This is a genomic window from Mycobacteroides franklinii (assembly GCF_001853795.1).
Lineage (GTDB): Bacteria > Actinomycetota > Actinomycetes > Mycobacteriales > Mycobacteriaceae > Mycobacterium > Mycobacterium franklinii.
Genome location: NZ_MLIK01000004.1, coordinates 1,094,078 through 1,119,129 on the forward strand (window position 1 = coordinate 1,094,078; position 25,052 = coordinate 1,119,129).

General features: G+C 64.0%; 18 protein-coding genes. 6 read left to right on the forward strand and 12 right to left on the reverse strand.

All coding sequences use genetic code 11. The features are described from left to right. The first annotated feature begins 9 nt into the window (after positions 1–9). Complete coding sequence (locus BKG76_RS05830; protein ID WP_070936610.1) at positions 10–2,235, forward strand: helicase-associated domain-containing protein; 2,226 nt, start codon at positions 10–12, stop codon at positions 2,233–2,235. Here BKG76_RS05830 and BKG76_RS24255 read toward each other — a convergent pair. Beyond that, positions 2,202–3,689: a pentapeptide repeat-containing protein gene (locus tag BKG76_RS24255; RefSeq protein ID WP_165611483.1), complete on the reverse strand. Its 1,488-nt coding sequence runs from the start codon at positions 3,687–3,689 to the stop codon at positions 2,202–2,204. The two genes, BKG76_RS05830 and BKG76_RS24255, sit on opposite strands and share 34 nt — an antisense overlap. Positions 3,690–3,768: 79 nt before the next feature. Between BKG76_RS24255 and BKG76_RS05840 the strand changes: the two genes are divergently transcribed. Continuing rightward, a complete protein-coding gene (locus BKG76_RS05840; RefSeq protein WP_070936612.1) occupies positions 3,769–5,421 on the forward strand; it encodes a DNA repair helicase XPB in 1,653 nt (550 codons plus the stop codon). A 4-nt stretch (positions 5,422–5,425) separates the two neighbouring features. Here BKG76_RS05840 and BKG76_RS05845 read toward each other — a convergent pair whose 3' ends face one another. The 4 genes from BKG76_RS05845 to BKG76_RS05860 are packed head-to-tail and all read right to left on the reverse strand — an operon-like array spanning position 5,426 to position 9,799. After that, positions 5,426–6,781 carry a PA14 domain-containing protein gene (locus tag BKG76_RS05845; protein ID WP_070936613.1) on the reverse strand — a complete coding sequence of 452 codons (1,356 nt, stop codon included), beginning with the start codon at positions 6,779–6,781 and terminating at the stop codon, positions 5,426–5,428. Between the two features lie 24 nt (positions 6,782–6,805). After that, entirely contained in the window at positions 6,806–7,291 is a 486-nt protein-coding gene (locus tag BKG76_RS05850; protein ID WP_070936614.1) for an SRPBCC family protein, read from the reverse strand. 41 nt (positions 7,292–7,332) lie between these two features. After that, entirely contained in the window at positions 7,333–8,328 is a 996-nt protein-coding gene (locus BKG76_RS05855) for an LLM class F420-dependent oxidoreductase (protein ID WP_070936615.1), read from the reverse strand. Between the two features lies 1 nt (position 8,329). Continuing rightward, the gene (locus BKG76_RS05860; RefSeq protein ID WP_070936616.1) at positions 8,330–9,799 is read right to left on the reverse strand and encodes an FAD-dependent monooxygenase; all 1,470 of its coding nucleotides are present in this window, start codon (positions 9,797–9,799) and stop codon (positions 8,330–8,332) included. 65 nt (positions 9,800–9,864) lie between these two features. Between BKG76_RS05860 and BKG76_RS05865 the strand changes: the two genes are divergently transcribed. Next, positions 9,865–10,536, forward strand: coding sequence for a TetR/AcrR family transcriptional regulator C-terminal domain-containing protein (locus tag BKG76_RS05865; RefSeq protein WP_070936617.1), 672 nt, complete (start codon positions 9,865–9,867; stop codon positions 10,534–10,536). Here BKG76_RS05865 and BKG76_RS05870 read toward each other — a convergent pair. The 6 genes from BKG76_RS05870 to BKG76_RS05895 all read right to left on the reverse strand — a co-directional run bounded on the left by BKG76_RS05870 (position 10,460) and on the right by BKG76_RS05895 (position 21,520). Beyond that, positions 10,460–13,588: an MMPL/RND family transporter gene (locus tag BKG76_RS05870; RefSeq protein WP_070936618.1), complete on the reverse strand. Its 3,129-nt coding sequence runs from the start codon at positions 13,586–13,588 to the stop codon at positions 10,460–10,462. The genes BKG76_RS05865 and BKG76_RS05870 overlap by 77 nt on opposite strands. A 2-nt stretch (positions 13,589–13,590) precedes the next feature. Then, positions 13,591–14,955 carry a hypothetical protein gene (locus tag BKG76_RS05875; protein WP_070936619.1) on the reverse strand — a complete coding sequence of 455 codons (1,365 nt, stop codon included), beginning with the start codon at positions 14,953–14,955 and terminating at the stop codon, positions 13,591–13,593. Continuing rightward, a complete protein-coding gene (locus tag BKG76_RS05880) occupies positions 14,952–16,151 on the reverse strand; it encodes a serine hydrolase domain-containing protein (RefSeq protein WP_070936620.1) in 1,200 nt (399 codons plus the stop codon). Before BKG76_RS05880 ends, BKG76_RS05875 begins: the two co-directional genes overlap by 4 nt. 60 nt (positions 16,152–16,211) lie before the next feature. Beyond that, positions 16,212–17,603, reverse strand: a complete 1,392-nt coding sequence (locus tag BKG76_RS05885; protein ID WP_070936621.1) for a condensation domain-containing protein — start codon at positions 17,601–17,603, stop codon at positions 16,212–16,214. A 533-nt stretch (positions 17,604–18,136) separates the two neighbouring features. Next, a complete protein-coding gene (locus BKG76_RS05890; protein WP_070936622.1) occupies positions 18,137–20,296 on the reverse strand; it encodes a 3-hydroxyacyl-CoA dehydrogenase NAD-binding domain-containing protein in 2,160 nt (719 codons plus the stop codon). Positions 20,297–20,311: 15 nt separating this feature from the next. Next, positions 20,312–21,520, reverse strand: a complete 1,209-nt coding sequence (locus BKG76_RS05895; protein ID WP_070936623.1) for an acetyl-CoA C-acetyltransferase — start codon at positions 21,518–21,520, stop codon at positions 20,312–20,314. A gap of 223 nt (positions 21,521–21,743) precedes the next feature. On the opposite strand from BKG76_RS05895, the gene BKG76_RS25100 reads away from it, so the two are divergent. From BKG76_RS25100 to BKG76_RS05910, 3 genes are all read left to right on the forward strand, one after another. After that, positions 21,744–22,181, forward strand: coding sequence for a hypothetical protein (locus BKG76_RS25100; RefSeq protein ID WP_236737528.1), 438 nt, complete (start codon positions 21,744–21,746; stop codon positions 22,179–22,181). Positions 22,182–22,285: 104 nt separating this feature from the next. Beyond that, the gene (locus tag BKG76_RS05905; RefSeq protein ID WP_070936625.1) at positions 22,286–22,693 is read left to right on the forward strand and encodes a hypothetical protein; all 408 of its coding nucleotides are present in this window, start codon (positions 22,286–22,288) and stop codon (positions 22,691–22,693) included. Positions 22,694–22,747: 54 nt separating this feature from the next. Then, positions 22,748–23,917: a pyridoxal phosphate-dependent aminotransferase gene (locus BKG76_RS05910; protein ID WP_070936626.1), complete on the forward strand. Its 1,170-nt coding sequence runs from the start codon at positions 22,748–22,750 to the stop codon at positions 23,915–23,917. On the opposite strand, the gene BKG76_RS05915 is transcribed toward BKG76_RS05910, so the two are convergent. After that, complete coding sequence (locus tag BKG76_RS05915; RefSeq protein ID WP_070936627.1) at positions 23,906–24,988, reverse strand: alpha/beta hydrolase; 1,083 nt, start codon at positions 24,986–24,988, stop codon at positions 23,906–23,908. The genes BKG76_RS05910 and BKG76_RS05915 overlap by 12 nt on opposite strands. Positions 24,989–25,052 lie beyond the last annotated feature (64 nt).

Sequence of the window (25,052 nt, forward strand, 5' to 3'; positions counted from 1 at the left end):
TGGTGATCGATGAGTGACGATGCGGCGTTGGCTACCTGGCTGCGCCAGCTGCCAGATGAACAGTTGGTACAGCTAGTCCGGCTGCGGCCCGATTTGGCCTCGCCGCCTCCGGGTTCGCTGGCGGCTCTGGCGGGCCGGGCGCTGTCCCGCCAGTCGGTGCGCGCGGCCACCGACAACCTGGACTTCTTGGCCCTGGCGGTGCTGGATGCGCTGTTGGTGGCGCGTGCGGATGTCACCGGCACGTCGCTGGCGAATGTGCTCGCTCAGGTCGACGGCCGTGCCACCGAGCTGCAGGTGCGCGCCACCCTGGACCGGCTGCGCGAGCTGGCGCTGGTGTGGGGGGACGGTGAGCTGCATCTGGCGGGCGAGACCCGGTTCGGCCTCCCGTGGGTGGTCGGGCAGGTCATCAGCGAGCAGACACCCGATTCCTACGACGTGGCGCGCGCCGCGTTGGAAGCGACCGACGAACGCGGCATGGAGCTGCTGGGGGCTCTCCTGACCGGGTCGCCCATCGGCCGCACCCGGGACGCCGCTCCGGACGCCCCACCGGACCGTCCGGTGCAGCGGCTGCTGGCAGCCGGGCTGCTGCAGCGCGTCGATGACGAAACGGTGCTGCTGCCGCGCTTCGTGGCACAGCTTCTCCGTGGCGAAGAGCCCGATCGGCTGCAGCCTCCGGCCGTGGAAACGACGTCGGCCACCCAGGCCGAGGCCGACGCGGCCGCCGCCGGCGCGGCCCTGGACCTGCTGCGCGAGGTGGGCCTGCTGCTCGAGGAGCTGAGCGTCAACCCCGCGCCGCAGCTACGCAGCGGTGGCCTGGGCGTGCGCGAGGTCAAGCGGCTGGCGAAGGCGACGGGCATCGATGACACCCGGATAGGTCTGCTGCTGGAGGTGCTGGCCGCCGCGGAGCTGATCGCCGTCGGCGATCCCGATATCGAGACAGACGCCGAAGGCTGGCATTGGGCACCGACCGTGCAGGCCGACCGGTTCGCCGAGGTGCCGACCGCGGCCCGCTGGCTCCGGTTGATGTCGGCATGGCTGATGCTCGCGGCTCGCCCCGATCTCATCGGCAAGCGCACCAGCGATGACAAACCGATTGCGGCCCTTTCGGATTCACTGCGTTCGACGGCGGCTCCGCATGATCGCAAGCTGCTTCTGGAAATCCTCGATGCGCTGCAACCCGGGCAGGGATTGCGCCCCGAGGAGGCGTCCCGAATGATGCGCTGGCGCCGTCCGCGGTGGGGTGCCCGACTGGGGACCGAACCGGTGACGGCATTGCTGTTCGAGGCGAGCACGCTGGGGGTGATCGGACGTGGTGCGTTGACGACGCCTATCCGCACCTTCCTGGACAGCACGGGCAATGAGGCCGAGACGTTGGCCGCGATGGAGAAGGCGCTGCCCGCTCCCATTGACCATTTCCTGGTGCAGGCCGATCTCACCGTCGTCGCGCCCGGGCCGCTCACGCGTGAGGTGGAACTGGATCTGGCCGCGGTCGCCGAACTCGAATCGGCGGGGGCTGCCAGTGTCTTTCGGGTCAGCGAGGCCAGCATCCGGCGGGCCCTGGACTCCGGGCGCACCGCCACCGGACTGCACAGCTTCTTCGGATCCAGGTCGAAAACTCCTGTCCCCCAGTCTTTGACGTATCTCATCGACGACGTCGCGCGCAGGCATGGGCAGCTTCGAGCCGGGGTGGCGACCTCGTTCCTGCGTTGTGACGACGTGGCCCTGCTGGCCCAGGTGATGGCGTCGGCGCTGGCCGAGGATCTGAGTCTGCGGCTGCTGGCCCCTACCGTGGCGGTCTCGCTGGCCCCGTTGGCCGAGCTGGTGGCCGGGCTGCGTTCGGCGGGCTTCGCGCCCGCCGCCGAGGATGCCACCGGCACGATCGTGGAGCTGCGGGCACACCGGGCGCGGGTGACTCCGCAGCCGCATCGGATGGGTTGGACGCCACCGGTGCTCAGCGAGCCCGCTGCCGCGGCGGTCGTGAAGGCATTGCGCGCGGCGGGCGATCACGATGGGATTCGCATCGAGCCCTCGCACGCCGTGGCGCTGCTGCAGCAGTCCGCCAAGGCGCAGACCAGTGTGTTGATCGGATACGTGGACCCGGCCGGGGTGGCATCCTCGCGGGTGGTCAATCCGATCAGCGTGCGCGGCGGGCAGCTGTCGGCCTTCGACACCGCTGCCGGGCGCATCCGGGACTTCGCGATTCACCGCATCACCGCAGTCTCGCCCCCGTCCTGAGACTGATCTTCCGCATAAGGTTGTGGAGGCCATACATCAGGTGCCACATTTGCAGGTTTTTGGGAGTAGTCAATGTCCCAGTCAAATACAGGAGGCGGTTCCCATAGCCGGGGGCGTTCAAATGTGATACTCCCAACACCGAACCTCACGCCTTCGAAAGTACATTGCCCACAAAACTCGGCCAGTTCAAATGATGCCGCACCTCGAAAACTGGCGCTATTAAATCGAACTTCGTCACTCAGCCGGGCTCTCTCGAATGTCACATCGCCGGAAAACTTAGAATCAACAAACCATGATTGCTCGCCGAATATTGTTTGATAGAAATAGGTTTTCTTACGGAATCTCGCTAGACTGAACTGAACTCCTCGCGGAAATGCAGCCGACGTGAACCAACTGCCGCGATCGAATTTCGTGGAATCGAACTCCCCACCCCCCATGAACTTTGTACCGACAAATATTGCCGGGCCCCGGAATATTGAATAGTCAAAAGAAGCCCCGAGCATAAATGTCGCGTTCCTAAAGTGCATCCGCTTCCCGAAAGAGGAACTATAGAATGCGGATCTACCAACAAAAACCGCTTCCTCGAAGTCGACCGCTTTCGAGAAACTACACTCTGCGAATCCGGCAGAACCTAGAAATTTGGCGTGATCAAAGAATGCTTTGCACTCAAAGACCGCCCCGTCAAATTTTGCCTCTCCGTAGAACTTGGCTCCTGAAAACCGGACTTCACCTTGGAAATTTGCTCCGCGAAAATCAATCTCATCAAACTGGGCAGAGCGAAAATCGTACTGATTGATACTCCAGCTGTGTTCCGCACCGGGCATGCACCGGTCACGAATTATTCGAACAATGGTATGCCGAACTTCTTTGTCATTTTGCAGATACTCAAAAGATTCTTCGATCTCGGATGTGGAACCTCCATCTCCATTCCGCGATCCCTTTACCACTGTCTTCGTTTGATGATTCGACCCAAGCGCAGGATCGTACGGAAGACGGAGATATCCACAAAGCACATCGATGCACTGCTGACGCTGACGTCCCGCTGATTCATCCGCAATGGTTGCCATCGCATAAACACCTGCGATACGTACCGCCGCTTGATTTACCCCTAGTTGCGCTGCGGCCGCACCGAACCGCTCAATGAATCTCCCTTGCTCGATGCCGCGTTGCCTCCGATACGCAACTACTAAAGCGACGCCAGCTCCTATCCCGCCTGCAACCGTTAGGGCAAGCCTCGTGATATCAATCGGATCCGTCGCATTCGAAGTGACTGGAATAGCAATTCGAAGAATCAAGGAGAGTGTTGCGGTTGCAACCAGACTCCCACTAATCACAAGTACAACTGACTGCAGAAGGGGCAATTTTTCCAGGGATCGACGAGTTAACCCTGCTCGTCGCCTAGCGCTCATCCACAACCGCTTGATGAAATCTCCCGCCACAGCAGCCCCCTTCATACCGCCATTATGGCGTTCTGAGGGCCTAGCAGGACATACGGCCCCGCCCATGTCGCCGGGGGTCACTATCCTGGATCGAATGACCGATGGACCGCTGATCGTCCAGTCCGATAAGACCGTGCTGCTGGAGGTCGACCACGACCAGGCAGACGCGGCGCGCCAGGCTATCGCTCCGTTCGCCGAGCTAGAACGCGCACCCGAGCATGTGCACACCTACCGCGTCACCCCGCTAGCGCTGTGGAACGCCCGTGCCGCCGGACACGATGCCGAACAAGTTGTCGACGCACTCGTCACCTTCTCCCGCTACGCGGTGCCGCAACCGCTGCTGGTGGACATCGTGGACACCATGGCCCGCTACGGGCGCCTGCAGCTGATCAAGCACCCGGCGCACGGCCTCACTCTGGTGAGCCTGGACCGCGCCGTGCTCGAAGAGGTGTTGCGGCACAAGAAGATCGCCCCCATGTTCGGCACCCGCATCGACGACGACACTATCCAGGTGCACCCCAGCGAGCGCGGCCGCATCAAGCAGATGTTGCTCAAGATCGGCTGGCCCGCCGAGGATCTCGCGGGTTACGTGGACGGCGAGGCCCACCCGATCACCCTGGCGCAGGACGGCTGGGAGCTGCGCGACTATCAGCAGATGGCGGCCGACTCCTTCTGGGCGGGCGGCTCCGGTGTGGTGGTGCTGCCCTGCGGCGCCGGTAAAACGCTGGTGGGCGCCGCCGCGATGGCCAAGGCGCAGGCGACCACCCTCATCCTGGTCACCAACACCGTCGCGGGACGACAGTGGAAACGTGAGCTCATCGCGCGAACCTCGTTGACGGAGGAGGAGATCGGCGAATATTCGGGCGAGCGCAAGGAGATTCGTCCGGTCACCATCGCCACCTATCAGGTGATTACCCGGCGCACCAAGGGCGAGTACCGCCATCTCGAGCTGTTCGACAGCCGGGACTGGGGCCTGATCGTCTACGACGAGGTGCACCTGCTGCCCGCCCCGGTATTCCGGATGACCGCAGACCTGCAGTCACGGCGCCGCCTCGGCCTTACCGCCACCCTCATCCGTGAGGACGGCCGTGAGGGCGACGTGTTCAGCCTCATCGGCCCCAAGCGCTATGACGCACCGTGGAAAGACATTGAGGCACAAGGCTGGATCGCGCCCGCCGAATGCATCGAGGTGCGTGTCACCCTCACCGACAACGAACGGATGATCTACGCGACCGCGGAGGCCGACGAGCGCTACAAGCTCTGCTCCACGGCCCACACGAAGATCAACGTGGTGAAGTCGATCTTGGCCCGTCATCCCGGGGCGCCGACGTTGGTGATCGGCGCGTACCTGGATCAGCTGGATGAATTGGGGGCCCAGCTGGATGCCCCGGTGATCCAGGGCTCCACCAAGAATGCCGAACGCGAGGCTCTTTTCGACGCGTTTCGCAAGGGCGAGATCGGCACGCTGGTGGTGTCCAAGGTAGCCAACTTCTCCATTGATCTGCCGGAAGCATCAGTGGCCGTGCAGGTTTCGGGCACGTTTGGCTCACGCCAAGAGGAAGCGCAACGCCTTGGGCGGCTGCTACGCCCCAAGGCCGACGGCGGGCAGGCCTACTTCTATTCGGTGGTTTCCCGTGACACCCTCGACGCCGAGTACGCCGCACACCGGCAGCGGTTCCTGGCCGAACAGGGCTATGGCTACCGGATCACCGACGCGGACGATCTGCTGGGACCGACGATCGGTTAGCGCCCTAGCGGTGCTGCTGCCTGCAGACGCCTTCCGCGGCGGTGTCCAGCTGCACATCGGTAGAACTGATCGTCGGCGTCAGGAACCGCAGGTGCCCGATCAGTTCCCGCGGCAGATCGTCGATGTGCGTCGAGTACCGGGTGCCGTCGATCACGCTGCGCGCCGTCAGCGTGAAGGTCTTGGCGACGTCGGCGTCAAACGCCCCGTACTTCTGTAACGCCGCCGCGACCATCTGCTGAAACGGGCTCAGTTTGAGCGTGCGCAGATCGAGCGAGGGGTCGAGCTGGATCCGGATGCCCTCCGGCACCCCGCCGGGGACCGTGCCGTCCGAGCGGGTTCCTGGGTACACATAGGTGGGCGAATTGATCGGGATGGCGAAACGTAGCGCATGGTTGATCACACCCGCCTGCACATCCTCCGGTGTGATCAGCCCGGCCAGATAGGACAGCTCGCCACCCGAATGTGCGGGCCCGCTGACGTGCCCTCCCGATCCGGTGTCCACCCGATAGGTGGCCTGGGCGATCGCCGACATGGATTCGGGTTTGAAGGACTGGAACTCGTATTCGCATCCGTTGGTGTCGTCAATGATCGCGATATGAGCGTCGGAGTCCTGGGTGGGCAGGTAGTGCGGCAGGTATGGGACGTCGATCGACTTTCCGCTGTTACGAATGGCGACGGTTCGGGTGGGAGTGCCCGCAGGAGCGTGATACACGGCCGAGGTCCAGATGTCCTCGTTGACGTCGATTCCCTTGACATCAGGGTGATGTTGCAGCGCCGCAATCCAATTCGGCGAGCGCGGGTCAACCGCCGGGTTGGGCTCGATGGGCTGGTTCAGGAATGAGTTGGCCGCGAAAAAGTTGCCGTTGGTCGACGGCGGGCCGGGCGCGGCCTGGGACACCGAGAACTCTTCTACCGCAGGGCCGCTCGTACTGGAGTAGCTGACTCGCACTGTGTGTACGCCGGCCTCGACCGTGCGGGTGGCGAGGTCGGTGCCCCAGTCGCGGGTATCCGCGTGATCGAAGATCTGCTCGTCATCGAGCCATACCCGCGTCACGACACCACCGCTCATCGAGGCGATGTTGTACTGGCCCGTCACCGGGAACCGCAATGAGCCGACGGAGTCGATCGAGAATCCGTCGGTCTTCACGCCCGGCGCGGGAGACCCCGCGAAGTTTCCTCCGACCGAGTACTCGCACCGGGCCAGCACCGCGGTGCCGGAATGATCGGTGTTGTTGTAGTAACGCGTCCAGTACTGGCCCACATCACACGGATTGGTCGAGGCGGCGTCTATCGCCTGGCGGGCCGGAGCACAACCAGCCGCCAGCACAATCAACGACAGCAGAAGGGCCGTACCGCGCACAGCCCCACTGTACGGGCGCTCAGGCTACGCGCCCGCCGCGGCGATCTTGTCGAAGTAGGCCTGGGTGCGCTTCATCGAGAAACCGACGATCGCACTGACCGCCGGGGTGGCCTTGCTGATGGGGCCCGTACCGTCGATCGCCCACGCCCAGGTGAAGTCGGCGCCACGATCGGTCGGGGTCACCACGTAATCCTCGGCGAAGGCTCGCAGGCCCGGCACCGGCACCGGCATGCTGGTGACGTAGAAAGCCTTTCGCCTGCCTTCTTCCCAGAGGAAGTAGTGCTCATTCACCTTGGGGCCGACCGCGGGCCCGATCTTGCGGACCGCGCCGACTCCGGTGCGGGGGCTACCCCACACCACCCTGATGCCCGGCGCCAGCCACCGCAACGTGGTGTCGTTGGTCAGTTCACGCCATACCGTGTCGGCGGACACCGGCACGGAGATGGTGTGACTCGCCCGTACGGGAGCGCTGGACAGGAAGGCTTCATCGACTGCGTCAAGCGAAGGCATTCCCGTAACTTACGGTATCGGTTAGGTCGTAAACAATGGGGTTAGACCCCAATGACCTCGCGCGTGAACAAGTCGATACCGGAACGGTCGTAGGCCGCCTCCGGGAAGTTGCAGATCGCATAGCCCAGCCCCAGCTTGCGGAACTCGGCCAGGCGCTCGGCAATCTGCTCCGGGGTTCCGGCGCTCGTCGCCAGATTCCCCACCGTGGCCTCGGCGACGTCCTCGCCGATGACCGGGATCAGCCGCGCCTTGATGGCCGCCAGCCGATCGGCAACCTCGGCATCGTCGGCCCCGATCACAACATTGATGTTGGCGCTGCGGACAATCGCATCGAAATCTGTGCCGATGTCCTTGCAGTGGGCCGCAAGCACTTTCGACTTGTGCTCGAATTCCTCGGCAGTCTGCCCGAAGTTGGTGTACTGCGCGTAACGCGCGGCGATCCGCAAGGTCACCTTCTCGCCGCCACCGGCGATCCACAGTGGAATTCCCTTGGACTGCAAGGGCTTAGGCGCCACGATGGCATCGTCCACCTGATAGTAGGTGCCGTCCAGGCTCACCCGTCCGTCCCGCCAGGCGTCACGCATGATGCGCACACCCTCACGTAGCCTGCCCAGACGTTCCGCGGCACCCGGGAACCCGTAGCCGTATGCGCGCCACTCATGCTCATACCAGCCGCCGCCGATACCCATCTGGGTACGTCCGCCGGAAATGATATCCACGGTGGCGGCAATCTTGGCCAGGTACACCGGGTTTCGATATCTCATCGCCGTACACATCTGCCCCAGTTTGATCCGTGAGGTCACGGCGGCGAAGGCCGACATCAGTGTCCACGCCTCATGGGTCGCTTCATCAGTGGGCACGGGCACGGTGTGAAAGTGGTCGTAGACCCACACCGAGTCCCAGGGACCACTCTCCGCGTAGTGCACGAGATCGCGCATCACCTCCCATTGACGCTCGGGTGCGATGCCGACCAAATCCAGGCGCCAGCCTTGCGGGATAAAGACTCCGAACTCCAGTGTCTCGGCCACCTGGGCCACATTACGCCGGAGCGGGTGATCCCACCCATCGGGTCAGTGCGTCCCGCAGCCCCGCATCGGAGCCCTCGCCCACCCAGGCCACATATCCATCGGGCCGTACCAGCACCGCATCTGGTGCTGTCACTTCGCCCAATACCGGAAGTTCCCACGTGCCTGAATATTTGGCGTCGACAAGGTGTACCCGATCCGTCCATCCGTCGACGTTCAGACTCTGTGAATCCCCGAAGTCGAACAGCACGGGGCGCGCGGCATGGAGGTGTTCGTAGATCCGCACCGGCCCGTCGGCGGTCACCACATCGAGGTCGGGCATCCGGCGTCCCAGCAAGGGATGTCCCTCACCCAGTTCGTAATGGATGTCCAGGGCGCTCATCATGCCGGCGATGCGCTTGCGCGGCTCGTCCATGGCCAGCAGATCGGCCATGATGTCACGCAGCGCGTCTATCCGCGGACCAGCGTCGGACAACGGTGTTTGGGCCATGGTGTTGTGCAGTACCCGCGCCGCCACCGGATGACGCTCCACCTGATAGGTATCCAACAGCGAGTCCGGGGCCTCCCCCTTGATGACCGAGGCAAGCTTCCACCCCAGATTCACCGCGTCCTGGACGCCGGTGTTCAGTCCCTGGCCACCGAACGGGAAGTGGATATGCGCGGAATCCCCGGCGAGGAACACCCGCCGATCGCGGTACCTGTCGGCCTGGCGCGTCATATCGGAGAAGCGCGACATCCAGCGTGGACTGTGCAGCCCGAAGTCTGTTCCCGCGATGGCGATGAGTGCTTCCTTCGCCTCGTCCAGGGTGGGTTCGGTACCGAGCCGATCCAGGTCGGTGCTGAAGACCAGGCGGCACCATCCCTCCTCGAAGGGCAAAATCGCGAGGAACGCCTGTCCGGGTTTGCGTAGCAGGCCGAACTCGAGTGGCTGCTCGGTGATTTCGGCGTCGATCAACAGCGCCGAGCAGGACGGGTCGTGACCGGGAAAGCCGATCCCCGCCGTCTTACGGATGGTGCTGCGCCCGCCGTCGCATCCGACGAGATACTGGCCGCGCATGACGCGACCGCCGGCACGCTCGATATCCACGCCGCCGTCATCCTGACTGAATCCAACGACCTCTTCGTTGTAATAGATGGGGACCCCGAGCTCGTCGATCCAGGCGGCCAACGTCTTCTCGGTGTAGTGCTGGAGCAGGCCCAGCGCATACGGGTGACGCGTCGGGAAGTCCTCGATGCTCATGAAAATGCCTGAGAAGTGAGTGCCCTGCATGGTCTGCCCCTGCGCAAGGAACCTCTCGGCGATCCCGCGCTGATCGAAGACTTCGATGGTGCGCGAGTGCATCCCCGCCGCACGCGATCCCACTTCCTCGTGACTGCCGCGCCGCTCCAGGACCGCGACGTCGATACCCGCCAGCGCCAGCTCACCGGCCAACATGAGCCCGGTCGGGCCGCCACCCGCGATAACAACTGCATGCTCAGTCATGACACTCCTTAACATCGTTATCGATATTGATTACATAATGGCTTTAACCTTGTTAAGGTGTCAACGTGATTTTGAATCGAGAGACGATCGCACGCGCCGGCCTGGCCCTGTTGGACCAGAAGGGCAGTGACGGTCTCACCATGCGCGCGCTCGCCGCCTCGCTCGGCGTGCAGGCCCCGGCCCTCTACTGGCACGTGAAGAACCGGCGCGAGCTCATCGACCTCATGGGCGAGGAGATCATGCGCGATGCCCACGAAGCCTTCGACCAGACCTCCGCACCGTGGGATGTCTTCCTGGCCAACGGAGCCCGCGCCATGCGGCAGGCGATGCTGCGATATCACCAGGGTGCCCGGATCCTGGCGGGCACGTTCGTGACCAACGGCGGGGAGGTGCTCGAACCTCTCCTGGACACCATGACCGCGGCCGGGTTCACCGTACGTGAGGCCGCCCGGCTATCGCCCGTGATTTATCACTACACAATCGCTTTCACCATCGAGCAGCAGGCCCGCGACGGCTCGGAGTATCCCGGGCCCAACCCGTACACCGAGGAGAATCTGCTCGCCAAGATCGATCTGCACAAATACCCGACGATCACCGAGGCGTTCGCCGAACTCTACGATCCGGACTTCGATGCCGACTTCGAGGACGGCTTGCAGGTCATCATCGACGGCCTACGAGCTCGACTTCGCGGGAAGCGTCCGTCGGCTCCTCCTCGGCAGACGGCTCGTCGCAGCTAGCTTCATCCGACTCGCCGGGCGCCGGCTCCTGGTTGACATCGGTCTTCGAACGCGAGAATCGTTGGCGGAACCAGGGTTCCACGATCTGCGCGGGCCACCAGTTGGCCTGGCCGCACAGCACCACCAGGGCGGGAATCGTGATGGTGCGCACCAGGAAGGTGTCCAACAACAGACCCATGCCGATGATGAAGCCCGCCTCGACCATCGACTGCAGATTGCCGATCAACAGGCCGAACATCGACGCGGCGAAAATGACTCCGGCAGAGGTGATCACGCCACCGGTGGACTTGACCGTCTTGATGACGCCCGAGCGAATGCCATCCGGCGACTCGTCGCGGATGCGCGAGATGAACAGCAGGTTGTAGTCGGCACCCACCGCGACCAGCACGATGAAGGCCATTCCGGGCACACTCCAGCTCAGCGGCTGACCACCGATGAATTGGAACGCGATCACCCCGATGCCCACCGCCGAGGCGTACGAAATGATCACCGAACCAATGAGATACAGCGGCGCCACGATGGCCCGCAGCAGCGCGACGAGTATGAGCAGCACCACGATCACCGTCAGCACGATGATGAAGCGCAGGTCGTGGTTGTAGTAGTTCCTGATGTCGTTGTACATCGCCGACAGCCCGGCCATCGAGATGGACGCATCCGAGAGCGTGGTGTTGGGTTGCGCGCTCCGGGCCGCGTCCTGGATGGCACGCACTTGATCCATCGCCTCGGGACTGAACGGATTCAGGTTGCTCTGCACCAGGTAGCGCACCGCGTGCCCGTCGGCCGAAACGAAGGCCGCGGCAGCGGTTTTGAAGGAATCCTGGGTAAGCACCTGCTGCGGGATGTAAAAGCCCGACATCGACCCGGGTGCCGCGTCACGCTTGGCGGCCACCAGCAGCGTCGAGGCGTCGCCCAGCTGGCCGCCCATCTGTTTGGTCTGATCCACCAGCATCTGTACGCCCTCGGCCAACTGGGCGCTGCCATCGGCCAACGAATTGACCCCGGTGAGGACCTCGGCGAACTTCTGCTGGATGCCGTACGAGTCGGACAGGCCCAACCGGCGCAGATTCGTGTCAATGGAATTCAGGGCGGTGCGCAGCCGGGAGATGGTCGAGCTGATCTGTTTGTCGTTGTCGACCGACTTCAGCTCACGACCGAGTTCGACGATCTTGTCCCTGGTGCCATCTTGTTTGGTCTCCAGGAACTTGTTCATCTCATCTCGCGAGGAGCGGCACCCGGGGTCCATCTCGCAGGCCGGGTTGCCGACCAGCACGCGTGCGACGGGCTCGATCCAGCCGTAGACCTCACTGGCGCTCTGGGCGTTGGCCTCGATCGCATCTCCGAGGGAATGCATGCTGGTGATCAGCTTGTCCACGGAGTCCAGGTCGGCGAGGGTGCCGGTCCTGCCGCTGCCGCGCAGCTGGGCCAGTACCTCGACCAGTGCACGCGCGGTACCCAACGAGTTCTTCACCGAATCACGGACCTGACCGAGCTTGTCCGCCAAGGTGTGTCCGCCCGCCGCGAGTTTGTTCAAGTCCGCGGCCCTGGCATCGATCAGATTCGAGGCATCGCCCAGCTTCCCGCCAACCTCACCGGCCTGGTACGACAGCTTGGCCTCCTCGAGCGGTTCGCCCGTGGGACGCGTGATGCCACGCACCTTGTCGACACCGGGTACCTGGCTCACCCGCGCCGCCATCTGCTCAAGGTCTGCCAACCCCCGTGGCGTACGCAGATCATGCGAGGACTTGATGTACAGGTACTGCGGCAGTGTCGAATTGACCGGAAAATGCTTCTCGATCGCGGCATAGCCCTGGTTACTGTCGGCCCACGGTGGCAGGTTCTTGCGGTCGTCGTATCCGAACTTCACCATGGCACCGCAGGTGGCCAGGATGATCAGGATGACCAAGCTGACCGCCAGGTGCGCACCGGGCCGCTTGACGATGTTGATGCCCGAGCGGTGCCAGATCTTGTTGGCGTAGGCCTTTCGCGGCTTCACCCATCCTCGGCGTCCCACCAGGACCAGCACCGCGGGCAGGAAGGTCACCGATGCCACGAACGCGATCAGGATGGACACGCTCAGCGCCGGACCGACGGTGGACAGGATGCCCAGCTTGGTGAATCCCATGCCGAGGAATGTCACCGCCACCGTGGCCGCCGAGGCCGCGACCACCTTGCCGATGGATTCCAGCGCGGCGGCCACCGCACTGTCCGAATCCATGCCCTGCTTGAGGTATTCGTGATATCGGCTGATGAGGAAGACCGCATAGTCCACCCCCGCGCCCATCATCATCGCGGTCATGAATGTCAGCGTCTGATTCGAGATGCTCAGACCCAGCTGCGCCAATCCCCCGACGGCAGCCTGCGCGATACCCAGCGAAACTCCCACCACGATGAGGGGAAGCATCATCGTCACGGGGTTGCGATAGACGATCAGCAGGATGAGTAGAACCAAAGCAGCCGTCGTGATTTCGACCTTGTGCAGATCGCGCTCACCGACCACCGTCAGGTCCCCGACGGTGGCAGTCGGCCCCGTCGTAAAGGCTTTCAGGGTGGTCCCCGCGGTGGCGTCCTTGATGATCTTCAGGGCCCCCACGTAGGCCTTACCGGATTCGGGAGTGGCCAGTTCGCCCTGCAGTCCCACCGGCAGGTACCACGCCTTGCCGTCGGTGCTCGACATCATCTCGCGCAGCATCGGTTTGGTGATGAAGTCCTGCACCATGCTCACGTCGCGGGTGTCCTCGCGCATCCGTGCCGCGAGAATCCGGTAGGTCTGTTCGTCTGCCGGAGTCAGCCCGTTCTCGTTGGTGAGGACGATCAACAGAATGTTCTGCGCGCCCGACTCTTGGAACGATTCGACCATCTGCCGGGTGGTCTCCATGACAGGAGCGTCCTTGGGCAGGAGATCGACAGGGTGGTCCTCGATCGCCTTCTGCAACGAGGGCGCCGTCATGGCCAGGATCGCGGCCAGGCCGATCCACACTCCGATGATGACGACAGGGGCTCTCCGGACGATCCGTGAGATCAGTCCGTAGATACCACCTGTGTTCTCCGCCACGTCTACTCGATCACAGCGTGTAGGCCGAAGTCGTCGAGCGTCTCGGTGAGCAGATTGGTCAGGTCGGCGAGCGACTCGATCACGCCGGGTTGGTAGGCGACGACAGCGAGGAAGACCTTGTGGTTGACCCTCCCGGATGCGAGGAAGAGCTGCCCATAGGTGCTCAGCACCTTGTCGGGCCGCACCCTTTGCTCGGCCAATTTACAAAAGATGTAGTCGGCATCCGTCCCGTCGGGACGGTTCACCGCCGGGTCCAGCGGTCCGACATTCGAGCATCCGACGGGATAGTCGTTGTATTCCAACGCAACGTCGGCGAGCCGGCGCGCGGCTGCCCTCGGGATGAATGGCGTCAGCGGTAGCAGCGCCCACTTCTCGTCGGGTGCTTCCCGTAGTCCGGAGAGCACCTGCTTGGTGGCACTCCGGATTCCACGCAGGTCGGTGGTCAGGTCCGCCGGATCGATCGCGAACATCACCGAGGTCATGGCATTGGCACGGTTGTCACCCTCCGTGCGTTCGTTGACCGGCATGGACAGCGTCACCTTGCCGCTCGGACCGAGTCGGCCAACCTTGGCGGCCAGCCGAGCCGCGAACGCGCCGACCAGTGAATTGCTGGTACCACCGCGGCCATGTGCGTGTGTGTCCCAATGGTTTTCGTCGAGGTACACGGTGACCGCGGGGACCTGATTGACGTGCACCTCGGTCGCGGGCCGGCCGGCGTGTTTGATGTCCTGGCGTCGGGAGCTCAGCAGTTTGGTCGCCTTGCGAAAGGCCCGCGCGGTATCGGGCAGGTCGTGCCCGGTACGCCGCAAATCCTCCCGCATGCCCCGGAAACGCTCACGCGCCTGTGGCCTGGAATAGCCCAGCGGCAGTTCGGCATCGTTGACGGCGTCGGCGATGCCCCGGCACAGGCCCACACCATCGGCGATGCTGTGCGAAACCACCAGGCTGACCGCGGTGGCACCATCGGTGAACCGGGTGACGCCAAGTCTCCAGGACGGACCATGCTCAGGGTCGATCGGCAGCTGCGAGTGGCCGTACACCCAGTTCTGCAATTCGGCCCGCGGCAGCGGCGCGAGCTCCACGTCGATCGGATGACACGTCGGATCGAGTACCCAGCGATGCCTACCAAAAGGCAAGCGGGAACGTTGGATTCGCCGCCCAAAGAGCCCCCGGCCGAGATTGGTGTGAAACCTGCGCAAACGATCGGTATCGATATCGCGCTCGTAGACCCATACCATCTGGCTCAGCGTGGACATCTCGGTGGCGCGCAACCCGAGGAACGACGCCTGATCGACGAAGTCCAGATGAGCGATCGGCGACGGTGCGGCGGATGCACTGGCCCGAGTCTGCGGGATCGTGGCCGTCACAGCGACTCTCCCGCCGGCGACACCCCCAACGTGGTGTAGAGCTCGTTGATCAGCCGCACACTCCGGGGATCGGCATCCGCCTTGGTCACGTCGAATTGGTTCATCACATACGAGTAGCCGATGCGATGCTCCAGGTCGACAAATGCGTATGAACCGCCAGACCCGCCGTGCCCGAACGTCTTCTGGTTGGGTCCTGCGTAGCAGCGCTGGTTGAGCATGTAACCCAGGCCCCATCCGTGGTTGGCCACCCGGGGCCCCAGCACGACGTCGGGATCGAACCCGCCCTGCGATACCCGCACCACATCCATGTGGTCGTGGCTGAGCAGCTTGCCGAGCGCCATGGCGTTGTAGAAGGTGGCCATGCCCAGCGCGGACACGTGCGCGTTGGTGCCGGGGAACTCCAGGGCCCGCCACAGCGCGATGTCCCTACGGGCTATCTCGTCGTCGGGGATGAAGTCGCCCGAGATGAGTGGGCCCGCGAGTGGGTGGTCACTCATGCAGTCGAATTCTCCAGGAGCACCGCGGAATACGTCACGCAGATACGGCTTGTTGACCAGCTCGGCGCACCGGTGATGCTCGCTGTGCGGCAACCCGACGTGCACGTCCAGTCCGTATGGTTCGGCCACCTCGGTGCGCAAGAACTGTCCGAGCGTCTTACCCGTGGTCCGGCGGACCACCTCGCCAAGAATGAATCCGAACGTCGCCATGTGGTAGCCCTGCGCGGTTCCGGGCTCCCACCACGGGGTGGCCCGCGAGATGTGCTCGCACACCTCGTCCCAGTTGGCCGCCTGCTCCGGCGTCAACCGGGTACGTGGCCCGATCACGCCCGAGCGGTGCCCGAGCACCATCGCCAGTGTGATGGATTCCTTACCGGCCTGGCCGAATTCAGGCCAGTACCGCGCGACCGGTGCGTGCAGGTCGAGCACACCGCGCTCGATGAGCATGTGGACGCAGGTGCTCATCAGTCCCTTGGTCCCCGAATACACCGGCGCCAGGGTGTCTTCTGTCCACGGACGGGTGCGTGCCTCATCGGCCCAACCGGCCCACAGGTTCACGACGAGCTCCCCATCGACCCAGATCGCTACGGCCGCGCCCAGCTCGTCGTTCTCCAGAAAGTTCAACGCGAAGGCGCGCCGGACGTTGTCGAAATCCGGTGAGCTGGTTCCATTCACCGCGACATCAAGGCTTGTGCTCATGACAATGCCTACCTTTCACTGCTGCTCAAATGCTGCGTGGTGCGGCCGCGACGCCGCGTTTCAGGAAACGAACTGTGACTGCGCGACACGCTGGTAAACCACGCGTGCTACTTCGAAGTAGCGCGACACAGATTCACGGGCGACGGCATTGTCGGGGAACGAGATCGTCAGGTTTGTTTCGTTCTCAAACCTGTTGACCCACATACAGACCTGGTCGGAAGAACGGCTGTCCCCGTAGATTCCACCATTGATGCGATCCCATTCGGCACTGACCGGGATCTTGCGCGCGTCCAGGAAGGACACCATCGGGACCACGTACTCGGGAGCGGTCAGCCCCGAATCCGGGCCCGCCAACTCCAGCACCCGTTCGAACGGCACCTTGGCCAGGGGCTGGCATTCGTCGAATGACTTCTGCGCTGACCGCGCGACGGCAGCGAAGGAGCCGTCCGCCAGGTCGACGACAAAGGGAATGAAGCTCGCGTACCAGCCCACAGACATCTGCTCCTCGGCAGAGCTACGGGTGTCGTAGGGCGTGATGCCGTAGAAGGTGTCGGCACCGGTGAGCTCGCGGTCGATCAGCGCGGTACACGCGAATACGCCACCGCTGAATCGCACTCCCGCTTGTTCACAAGCCTTTTCGAACGCGACAGTCTCGTCGGCGTCCAACAGCGGTACGGCGAGCATGGCGCCGACATTCAGAGCGGAGCGATCGCCGAGCGGCAGCGCGAAGTCCGGCAGGGTGCCACCGTTGTCTCGCGCATACCGGGCCCAGGTCTGCACCTCGAACGAGTCGAGGGTCATGGCCTGGTTATGCGCAAACTCACGCGCAGAGAAATCCAGATACCCCGCCGGAGGCGGCAACTGCAGCGCCGAACCGTGCACCAGGCTGGCGTACATCAACTGGATCTCGACATACAGGATGCCGGTGGACATGCCGTCGGTGTGCAGGTGGTCAACGCTGATGTACACCGTGAAGTGGTCCGCGCGCTGAATCACCCCGAAGGTGAAGCAATCCCAGGACAACGGGGTCCCGGAGGTGCGCAGCAGGTGGGCACGGATCTCATCGGGCCCCTGCAACCCATGGTCCTGCGGAACGAAGTCGATGGTCTCCGGATCGTCGATCACGTGTCGCACGATGTTGTCCACCGGGTCGAACTCGAACCACGAGTGATAGGTATCGTGCCGGCGCAGGTGAGCGTTGACGGCGGCGGTCATGGCGTCGACATCGCAGACACCGGGAACATCCCAGGAACCGATCCCGAGTCGAGCCATCTCGCGGTCCTGCCGGGCAAGATCCCGATACGAGCGCACATGCTGCGCCTGCTGATAGCTAGGGGGAACCGCGCTGGCGGGCGCCTGGGCCGCTACTTCACGGGCGCGTGGTGAAGCGCTCCATGAGATGACGGTCCCGGGCTTCGGGCGCCAGTCGTGGATCGTTCCAAGTGCAACCATCGTCCCTATCCCTGTGCAGCGATCTTAAAAATCGACCGAACCGAACTCGATTTTCCCGCCACATTGCAAGTGGCAAAGAGATTACCCATCGCGGGCAGCGTAGCGAATAAATATCGCGCAAAGGTACGTTACGTCAAAGAAATAGCTAGTGAACTGTGGGTAACGTCCCGTTAAGTTGATTTCTAGCAACTTCCCGAAAGTCTTACCGTAACCTATTCCCAGCAAATATAATTTGTCTACGGAAATACCGTATGACCTGGCTATTCGCATCTGGACACGCGAAGTACCAATAACTATGTCCGTAGTGCCTTCAGAGAACCTACGGGATCCGCGAGACGGATTGTGGGCCACACCCCGCGGGCGCTAGCTCTGTGGCGTGCGCCACTGGGTTGTGGGCCGGTGCGACCGCCACGCTCTCGATGGCCGTTGCCGACGATCGGGTGTGCACACACCACGGCTGCCGTAAGGGCCCTGAAACGGCCTCAGCCGCCCACCCGGAAGGGTGAGCGGCTGAGGGGGCTGTTCGAGCCTGTTTACGCGTCCAGGAGCGACGCGGGCGGGTTGAAGCGGTCGCCGTACTTGGCGGCCAATTCCTTTGCCCGAGCGACGAACCCGGCCTTGCCCTTTCCGGCAGGTCCCTCGTATCCGACGATGTACTGGTGCACACCACCGGTCCACGCCGGGAAGCCGATGCCGAAGATCGAACCGATGTTGGCGTCGGCGGTCGAGGTCAGCACACCCTCGTCGAAACACTTCTGCGTCTCGATGGCCTCGGCGAACAGCATGCGCTCGATGAGGTCCTGCAACGGCGGGTTGGCCGCATCGCTGCCCGCACGGGTGTTGAACGTCGTGCGCAGTCCGGGCCACAGCTCGGTGCGCTTGCCGTCCACGTAGTCGTAGAAACCGGCACCGCCGAGGCGGCCAGGACGGCCCGCTTCGACCAGGGTGTCGATGACACGGCCCGCAGGATCATCCGGCAGTTCCTTGCCCTCGGCCTTGGCTGCCTCCACAGTCTCCTTGCGGATCTTCTGCATCAGCGTCAGGTTCAGCTCATCCGAGAGCTGCAACGGCGGGGCCGGGTATCCGGCCTGGCTGCCGGCCTGCTCGATGGTCGCGGGCTCGATGCCCTCGGCCAGCATGGCGACGGCCTCGTTGACGAAGGTGCCGATGACGCGGCTGGTGAAGAAGCCACGGCTGTCGTTGACCACGATCGGCGTCTTCTTGATGGCCAGCACGTAGTCGAACACGCGGGCCAGCGCCTCGTCGGAGGTCTTCTCACCGCGGATGATCTCCACCAGCGGCATCTTGTCGACGGGCGAGAAGAAGTGGATACCGATGAAGTCCTCCTGGCGCTTCACACCCGACGCCAGCCCGGTGATGGGCAGGGTGGAGGTGTTGGAGCCAAGCAGTGCGTTGGGCTCGACGATGTCCTCGATCTCCTGGAACACCTTGTGCTTGAGCTCGGTGTTCTCGAAGACCGCCTCGATCACGAAGTCGACACCGGCCAGATCGGCGGGGTCGGCGGTCGGTGTGATCTTCGCCAGCAACGCAGCGGACTTCTCCGCAGTGGTCTTGCCGCGCGAAAGAGCCTTCTCCTCAATCTTTTCCGAGTAGGCCTTGCCCTTGGCAGCGGCCTCAGCCGAGACGTCCTTGAGCACGACGTCGTAACCGGCCTTGGCCGAGACGTACGCGATGCCGGCACCCATCATGCCCGCGCCCAGCACACCGATCTTCTTGATGTCCTGCTTGGCAATGCCATCCGGACGTGAACCGCCGCCGTTGATGGTCTGCAGGTCGAAGAAGAATGCCTGCGTCATGTTCTTCGCGACCTGACCGGTGGTCAGGCTGGTGAAATAGCGGCTCTCGATACGGCTCGCGGTATCGAAGTCCACCTGGGCACCCTCGACCGCGGCGGCCAGGATGGCCCGCGGGGCCGGCATCGGCGCGCCCTTGAGCTGCTTCTTCAGGTTCGACGGGAACGACGGCAGGATGGCCGCCAGCGCCGGGGTAGACGGGGTGCCGCCGGGGATCTTGTATCCCTTGACATCCCACCGCTGCACGGCCTCGGGGTTGGCCTTGATCCACGCCTTGGCGGCGGGGATCAACTCGTCGACGGAGCCGACCAGCTCATCGATCAGGCCGACTTCCTTGGCCTTGGTCGGGTTGAAGCGGGTGCCCTGGGCCAGCACGGTGACGAAGCCGTTCTGGATGCCGAGCATGCGGGTCACGCGAGTGACACCTCCGCCGCCGGGCAGCAGACCCAGCGATACCTCGGGCAGACCGATCTGAGATCCCTTGACATCGGCCGCGATCCGGTGATGGGTGGCCAACGCGATCTCCAGGCCACCGCCGAGGGCGGCGCCGTTGATGGCTGCCACGACCGGACGACCGAAGGTCTCCAGCGTGCGCAGGTCCTTCTTGATCTCCTCGACCTCGTTGAAGGCCTCCTGAGCGTTCTCCGGCTGGATCTGGATGATCTTCGTCAGGTCACCACCGGCGAAGAAGGTCTTCTTGGCGCTGGTGATCACCACGCCCGTGATCGAATCCTTCTCTTCCACAAGGCGCTTGACGGCCGCGGCCATCGACTGCTTGTAGTCGTCGTTCATCACATTGGCCGAGCCGTTGGGGTCGTCCAGGGTGAGGGTGACGATGCCGTCGGCATCCTTTTCCCACTGAATTGTGTTTGCACTCATTGGTTCTGGTTCTCCCTACACTCGCTCGATGATGGTGGCCACGCCCATGCCGCCGCCGACGCACAGGGTGATGAGGGCGCGACGGAGGCCGCGACGCTCCAGCTCGTCGACCATGGTTCCGGTGATCATGGCGCCGGTGGCACCCAGCGGGTGGCCCATGGCGATGGCGCCGCCGTTGACGTTGAGCTTCTCGTCCGGGATGTTCAGGTCCTTCTGGAACTTCAGGACCACGGAGGCGAACGCCTCGTTGAGCTCGAACAGATCGATGTCGTCCACAGTCAGGCCGGCGCGGTCGAGCACCTTCTGGGTGGCCGGCGTCGGGCCGGTCAGCATGATGAGCGGCTCGCTACCGGTGGTGGCGGTCGCCACGACCCGGGCGCGGGGGGTCAGGCCCTGCGACTTACCAGCTTCCTCGGAGCCCACCAGCACCAGCGCGGCGCCGTCGACGATGCCCGAGCTGTTGCCACCGGTGTGCACGTGGTTGATCTTCTCGACATACGTGTACTTGATGCGCGCGACGTCGTCGAACCCGCCGAGGGCGGCGAGGCCCTCGAAGGCCGGCTTCAGCTTGCCCAGGTCCGCGGCGGTGGTGCCGGGACGCATGTGCTCGTCGTGGTCCAGGATGAGCAGACCGTTCTGGTCCTTCACCGGCACAACGGACTTGGCGAAGTAGCCGCCGGACCACGCAGCCGCGGCACGGTCCTGCGAACGTGCGGCGTAGGCGTCGACGTCGTCACGGGTGAAGCCCTCGATGGTGGCGATCAGGTCGGCACCGATGCCCTGCGGCACGAAGGACACGTCATAGTTGGTGGCCGGGTCCGAGGCCCAGGCGCCGCCGTCGCTGCCCATCGGCACACGTGACATGGACTCCACACCACCGGCGAGCACCAGGTCGTCCCAGCCGGAACGGACCTTCTGCGCGGCGACGTTGACGGCCTCCAGGCCGGAGGCACAGAAGCGGTTGAGCTGCACGCCACCGACGGTGTCGGGCAGGCCAGCGGCCAGCACGGCGGTGCGGGCGATATCGCCGCCCTGGTCGCCGACGGGTGCGACGACGCCGAGCACGACATCGCTGATCAGGTTCTCGTCCAGGTCGGGGAAGCGGCGGCGGATCTCGTCGATCAGGCCGACCACCAGGTTCAGCGGCTTGACCTCATTGAGGGCACCGCCGCGCTGCTTACCGCGAGGCGTGCGGATGGCCTCGTAGATGAATGCTTCAGTCATGGGTATACGTCCTTATAGGGGGTGCGTATGGGGCATGTGGTGCAGGGTGTGCCGGCCTGTGATTCCGGGTTGACTCCGGGTCAGTTTCGCCGAGACAGCCCTACGTTAGACCAGGGTGGCGTCCCCATGGTAAGCAGCCCTCCCAACCCGTTGGTTGGGAATTCCGCAAGGCTAGTATCGAAGTGTGCTGCGGACTCGGTCTTTACCGCTAAGACGCGTGCTCATGGGTGCCATCGCAGTTTTCGCAATATTCGCGGTGTGGATGGGCTGGCACTGGCTGGGCACAAGGACTATCTATTGCCCCGCAGCCTTACCTCCGCCTAAGGCATTCACAGATCGCACCCCGCTATCCAGCTGCGGGTCCTACACGTTCGGGTTCAAAGACCATGCGGTGCCCGCCGCACAACGGGACTGCATGAACGTCGCCAGGACTTCGGGCAGAGGCGCTGAACTGAAGCTCGTCGAATCCACGATCGAGGGCGATCCTGTCACCACCTACTACCGGGTGTTCTCCCGACGGCAGAAGGTCGAGGTCTTCATCGACTACAGCGGAGACCAATTCAGCAATTTCGGCTGGAGTCATTTCTTCTGCTGGGCCGCACCCACCGACTACCCGCCAAACCCCAGCTGCCCCGATCCCACATTGCAGCCGGATCGATAACTCTCTGGGGGTAGACCCCAGGCGAGCGAGCGGATTGCGGTGCTGTGCGACGAGATTTCACCGAAATCTCCCGCGGTCGCGCCACAGACCGCAAGTCTGGAGCGATGCTCACACGACTCTGCGCGGCGTCGGCAATCCTGGCTGCTATCGCGGCCGGGTGTCCGCCACCGGCGCAGGCCGAGCCCGAACCACTCAGCGCCGACGCCGCATTCCAGCAGCGGGCGCCGTTGCACTCCTGCGGCCGGTTACGCATGTTGCCGCCATCCCACGACATCCCGCCGGATTACCTGAGCTGCATGCGCCAGGCCCGCGCCGCGGGTACCGGCGCCGAGCTGGTGACCACCGTCGCGAATTTCTTCCTTGAAGACACCACCACGTACTACCGCGTCTACAGCGCCGACCGGGATGTGGAGGTGTTCGTGGACAACAATGATCGAGGCAATCCCGGGTTCAGTCATTACTACTGCCCGATTCCGGATACCGACCTGTCCTTCGAACCGCCCAGCTGCTAGATCCGGCGGTAGGCTGCCCGGCATGGAGCCGGGGCACACCGAACACGGACCAGCGTGAATCCGAAGACCGTCGAACGGTTGCGCCCTTTCGGCGCAACGATCTTCGCCGAGATGTCGGCCCTGGCCGTCCGACACGATGCGATCAATCTGGGTCAGGGCTTCCCCGACGAGGACGGGCCCGCCTCCATGCTCGATGCGGCACAGCAGGCCATCCGCTCCGGTCTCAACCAGTACCCACCCGGGCTGGGCACTCCCGAACTGCGCCGCGCCATCACTGCCGACCGGCTCGCCCGCTACGGCGAGGAGCTTGATCCGGACACCCAGGTGCTCGTCACCGTCGGCGCCACCGAAGCGATCGCGGGTGCATTGCTCGGACTCGTCGAACCCGGCTCCGAGGTCATCCTGATCGAGCCGTACTACGACTCCTACGCGGCGGTCGTGGCGATGGCGGGCGCGATCCGCGTGCCCGTGCCGCTGGTTCCCGACGGTGCGGGCTTCGCCTTGGATACCGAAGCGCTCGCGGCGGCCATCACGCCACGGACGGCGGCATTGGTCATCAACTCGCCACACAACCCGACGGGCAAGGTGTTCACCGATGCCGAGCTGGCGCGGGTGGCCGAGCTCGCGGTGCAACACGATCTGCTGGTCATCTCCGATGAGGTCTACGAGCGCTTGCTCTTCGACGGCCGCACGCAGACTCCGATGGCCAGCCTCCCCGGGATGGCCGATCGCACCGTCACGATCTCCAGCGCCGCCAAGACGTTCAACTGCACCGGATGGAAGATCGGCTGGGCTTGTGGCACACCGGAGTTGGTCGCGGGTGTGCGCGCCGCCAAGCAATTCCTCTCCTATGTCGGCGGCGGGCCGTTTCAGCCCGCGGTGGCGGTGGCACTGGACACCGAACAAGCGTGGGTGAAAAACCTACGAGAGTCCTTGCAGCGCAGACGTGATCGACTCTCCTCGGCACTGGCCGGCCTAGGGTTCGAGGTGCACAGCAGCGAGGGCGGGTACTTTGTCTGCGCCGACCCGCGCCCGCTGGGGTTCAGCGACGGCGCGGAGCTCTGCCAGCGCCTACCGGAAACCGTTGGCGTAGCTGCAGTTCCGGTAGGCGCTTTCTGTGACAAGTACTCCGATCAATGGAATCATCTGGTGCGATTCACCTTCGCTAAGCGCGACGCGGTGATCGACGAGGCGATAGCCCGACTGGCGCGACTAGGAACCTAGGCCGGTCGCCACCTCGTCGGGACGCCGCCGGGCCTTGGCCAGCCCCGGCAGGACCTTGATGAACTCGGTGATCTCCCCCACCGCGCGTCGCGCGTCCGGGTTGGTCATCGCGAACACCTGGAACACGTGAATCGCACGGTCGAAGATCTGCAGGCGCACCGGAACCCCGGCCGCGACAAGACGTTCCGCGAACAGCTCAGAGTCCGGACGCAGCGCCTCTTGCGAGCCCACCTGCAACAGGAACGGGCCCAGGCCCGTCAGGTCCGCATCCGCCGGACATGGTCCTGGCTCCCGCGCGCCGTTGCGCAGCAGGAAGACCTCGTTGATCATCCTCAGGAAATCCACCGGGAACATGGCATCGCCAACACGCTTGCCGACAGCGTATTTGGGCTCCATGTCATTACTGGTCGCCGCGGAGATCAGCACACAGCCCGCAGGCGGCGTCAGTCCCTGATCCCGCACCGCGATGGCCGTCATGGCGGCCAGGAAGCCACCCGCGGAATCACCCGCGAGCACGATGTTGTCGGGGTCGACGCCCTGGCTCAGCACATAGCGGTAGGCATCGACGCCGTCGGCGACGGCATCCTCCACCAGATTGCGCGGGCACAACCGGTAACCCACGCTCAACGCCCGCGCACCGGAGTCGCGCGCGATGTGACTGACCAGGGGCCGGTGACTGTTGATGCCCAGGGCGATGAATGCCGACCCGTGGAAGTAGATGACCACCGGGGCGTCGCCCGACGAACCGGTCCCCGACTCGTTCTTGGCGTTCCACGTCCACTCGGCCGGGCAGTTCGGCAGCTGAACACGCTCGGTGCGGGTTCCGGCTACGCCCGGCACCCAGCTCATGAAACGTTCCAGTCCGTCGTAGCGCCGGTTCAACAGGGCATCCGGGAACCGGCGGTTGACGGCCAACATCAGCCGGGTCAGTGCGTACAGACCGGGCTTACCCACCGCCTTGAACAGGTAGGTCTCGGCCACCGAATGCCAATTGGCCTTGCCCATCCATTCCGGTCCGGCGTACGTCACCGCGGCCAGCTGGGATTCGGCGGCATGTCGGGCAGTGGTCATCGAGCCTCCTCGTAGCGTCATTGCTTTGGGGCGAGACTACCAGTACCTAGTACTAGCGATCCCG